Raw genomic sequence first — 3,731 nt, forward strand, 5'->3', positions numbered from 1 at the left:
CGTACAGTTTTACCTAATTAGCCAATATTAGCAAAAAGGCTCTTTCCTCCGCACACATACATGGTTTGTCCGGTTATATAGCCGGCCTCGTCACTGGCAAAAAACATTACGGCCCGGGCAATATCACGCGGCGCTCCGATCTTTCCAGTGGGCTGAGCTTGATTTAATCGTTCCTTGGTTGCTTCAGGCAAAGCTTGCCACATGGCAGTCTCGATAATGCCCGGCGGGATGCAGTTCACAGTGATCCCCTTTTTGCCCATTTCCAGGGCCAATGTGCGGGTTAAACCCACTACTCCGGCCTTGGCCGCCGAGTAATTGGCTTGCCCGGGTCCTCCCAACCAGGCCCGAGACGATATGTTCACGATTCGCCCGTAGTTCTGTTCTCTCATAAACTTAATCGCTGCCTGACAACAGAGGAAGACACCTTTGAGGTCAACTGCCAAGACACTGTCCCAGTCTGCTTCCGACATTTTCAATATGCCCTTGTCCTTGGAAATTCCAGCATTATTGACCAAGATATCAATCCGGCCAAAGGTATCTACGACTTTCTGGAACATCGCTTCCACTTGATCTTTTTTGGTAATATCCGCGGCGATGCCAATGGCTTCCCCGCCGGCTTCCTTGATGCCCTTAACCACTTCATCAACCTGTTCCTGGTTAATGTCGTTGATAACAATTTTAACGCCATGTTGGGCCATTATCTCGGCAGTGCCCCTGCCCATCCCGCTGGCAGATCCGGTCACCAAGGCTACTCTTCCCTTAATCTGCATGATTCGCATACCTCCTTGAATTTTTCCTATTCTTCCACTATACCGACAAGGAACTTAGCACACTCTTCCCTCCGCAGATAAAGATCGTCTGTCCCGTAACATAGTCAGCATCATCATCAGCGAAGAACAGCACTCCATAACCAATATCCTCAGGCTTGCCAATTGTACCCGTTGGCTGAGATTTTACAAGGTTCTCTTTAATGTTCTCCGGCAAAGCATCATACAATGGCGTCCGGATCAAGCCCGGAGCTATACAGTTAACTGTGATCTGGGACTTCGCTAGTTCCAAAGCCATTGATCTGCTGAAACTCACCAGTCCGCCTTTCGAGGACGCATAATTGGCTTGCGTTGGCCAGCCAAGATAAGCTCGGGAGGCAATATTCACGATACGTCCAAATTTCTGTTCCTTCATATAAGGAACTACCGCCTGGGTCAACAGGAACGGTCCTTTTAAATTAACATTTAGCACAATGTCCCAATCTTCTTCCGTGAGCTTCAGCAAGCCCTTGTCCCGAGATATGCCTGCGTTATTAACCAGAATGTCGATCCTGCCAAAGCGTTCCACAACTTGTTTCGCCATGGCTTGAGCCTGATCTTTCTTCGAAATATCAGCTACCACTCCCATGACTTCCCCGCCGGCAGCTTTGATTTTTTCCACTACTTGGTCTACTTTCTCCGGAACAACATCATTAACAACCACTTTAGCGCCGTTCTGAGCCAACATCATCGCTGTTGCCTCACCCAGTCCGCTCCCAGATCCGGTTACTATTGCAACCCTGTTCTGTACGCCCATTTTATCCGGCTCCTTTCCCTTGCTTCACTTCTCCAAAATATGCCAAGAAGACGACCTGCCGAGCTTCGATCGTAATAATTTCTGCCCCTATTTGTCGTCCTCTCAGCTTACTCCAATTCCCTATTAACTTATCTGCTTAAGATATGAACCGTACACACAGCGTTATCCAAACCGTAGATTCCACCGCCGGTGACATGGGTCATTGCTGTTTTAGCATTCGGCACCTGCATAGCTCCGGCTTGTCCGCGTAATTGCCAAGTCATTTCGGCGATCTGCGCCGCTCCGCTGCATCCCGTCGGGTGTCCACACGACATTAAGCCACCGCGCGGGCTAAACACGACTTTACCACCGTAATCGTTTTGGCCGCTGCGGATAAACTCGACAGCTTCGCCGTGCCCACAGAAACCCATGGCTTCCGTATATAAATGCTCATTAATCGCGAAGGCGTCATGGCACTCAACCATATCGATATCTTCCGGTCCAATGCCGGCTCTCTCATAAGCTTCTTTAGAGCCCCGGACTGTGATTTCCATCGAAGTCATATCTCTGAATCCATTGGTGAAAATCCCCGAAGTTACTTCGCTCACCAATATTTTGATCAGTGGTTTGCCCAACTGCATAGCTTTCTCTTTTGTAGTAAAGATCACGGCCGCCCCGGCGTCCGCATTAGGGCAACTCATCAACAAGGTCAGTGGATCAGATATTAATCGCGCGCTAACAACTTGCTCTACCGTAATTGGATCATGGAATTGCGAACGCGGGTTATTCATGGCATGCCGCCTGTTTTTGACAGCAGTCAGAGCGAGGTCCTCCGGTGTGGCGCCAAATTCGTGCATATAACGTTTCGCTCTCATAGCATAGATCCCCGGCATAGTTATCCCTTGAACCCCTTCCGGGTCATTGGCGTCAGGCGAAAAAGCCGTACCGGCTGTTCTGGACCAAGAAATATTCTGAATGCCTGCAGCCAGTGAAATATCCGTAACTCCGTTGGCCACGTCTCTGATTGCCAGGCTTGACGCTAAAGCGCCGCTGGAACAGGCGCTCTCCACGTTCATCATCGGTACCCCGCCCATACCCAGCGTACAAGCTACCCGTTGTCCAAAACAGATACTGCCTGAGAGTCCTGGCATTTCCCCTACAAAGATGCTCTGGATCGCTTTGGCCTCAAGGCCGGCGTCTTTCAGTGCATCTACTATTGCCAAACGCCCGAGATCTGCCCCGGGGACCGGTGATTTTCGATAATAAGTTGTACATCCTACTCCAACAATATAAACGTCTCTCATTCTTATTTACCCTCCTTTGCTTTATTCCGCTGGCCTAAATACGTAGCTTATCGTTTGTTTGCCGGTTTTATCTTCCCTGATTACAGCAGAGTCGACCTGTAGAGACATTCCAATCCTAATATTCTCCGGCGGGACATCAATCTGCGCCCCTACCCTGAGCCCATTGGCGAAATCCACATAGCCTATCGCCAAAGGAGCTTTGAGTCCCGGCTGCGGAATATACATGACCGTATACGAATACAGTGTGCCTACCCGATCCATGGGTGAGTCCTCAAAGGTTTCGTTCAAACAACTCGGGCAGATCGGCAACTTTGGAAACCATAATTGTCCGCATTTGGTGCATTTCGCCTCGGTTAAATACGGCTTGCCATCTTCTGGAATTTTAAAGAAATTAGGGTGAAAAATAACTTGCTCTTGATCAGCCATTCTAAATACCTCCAAATCCAATATATTTTACATTACAACAAATTTTATACTTTTTACAAATACGCATTAGAAATTATCCTTCTTCTTTCTGTGCCCCACCACCCTTTATGGCAACAAATTCTCGCTCCTATTCTTCCTTCCATGTCTCACCACCTTTCATAGCTGCGATACATTCTTCGGCATAAGATTCATTTTCCACCACCAGCCGAAGCGATTTATTTCGCGGATCATGCCGAAAAACTCACTATAACTCGAAAAAGTCAAACTCCTCTTGATCATCCGGCCTCTTAATATTATTTTTTTCTTCCCAAACCTCTTCTATTAAGGGATTACAAGGTGATACTTCCTGGCACTCGGGACATTGCCGCAAATGAGTCCCCGTCGAACAGTACCCCCTGCATCTCACCCGGGTAAACTCCGTCATGCACGCTTCATAACCGCATTTTGTGCACTTCATGT

The 3,731-nt window shown here is 48.4% G+C and carries 5 protein-coding genes; all 5 read right to left on the reverse strand.

The features are described 5' to 3' along the window. Nucleotides 1-17: 17 nt before the first annotated feature. The gene (locus tag AC6I5A_RS10605; protein WP_034613547.1) at nt 18-770 is read right to left on the reverse strand and encodes an SDR family NAD(P)-dependent oxidoreductase; all 753 of its coding nucleotides are present in this window, start codon (nt 768-770) and stop codon (nt 18-20) included. 37 nt (nt 771-807) lie between these two features. Further along, nucleotides 808-1,563: an SDR family NAD(P)-dependent oxidoreductase gene (locus tag AC6I5A_RS10610; RefSeq protein WP_034615507.1), complete on the reverse strand. Its 756-nt coding sequence runs from the start codon at nt 1,561-1,563 to the stop codon at nt 808-810. Between the two features lie 128 nt (nt 1,564-1,691). Continuing rightward, nucleotides 1,692-2,846, reverse strand: coding sequence for a thiolase C-terminal domain-containing protein (locus AC6I5A_RS10615; protein ID WP_052167950.1), 1,155 nt, complete (start codon nt 2,844-2,846; stop codon nt 1,692-1,694). Nucleotides 2,847-2,867: 21 nt separating this feature from the next. After that, complete coding sequence (locus AC6I5A_RS10620) at nt 2,868-3,272, reverse strand: Zn-ribbon domain-containing OB-fold protein (RefSeq protein ID WP_034613552.1); 405 nt, start codon at nt 3,270-3,272, stop codon at nt 2,868-2,870. 244 nt (nt 3,273-3,516) lie between these two features. Next, nucleotides 3,517-3,731: hypothetical protein (locus AC6I5A_RS10625; protein WP_034613555.1), on the reverse strand; the 215-nt coding region annotated here is incomplete at its 5' end.

The organism is Desulfosporosinus sp. Tol-M2 (genome assembly GCF_059735615.1).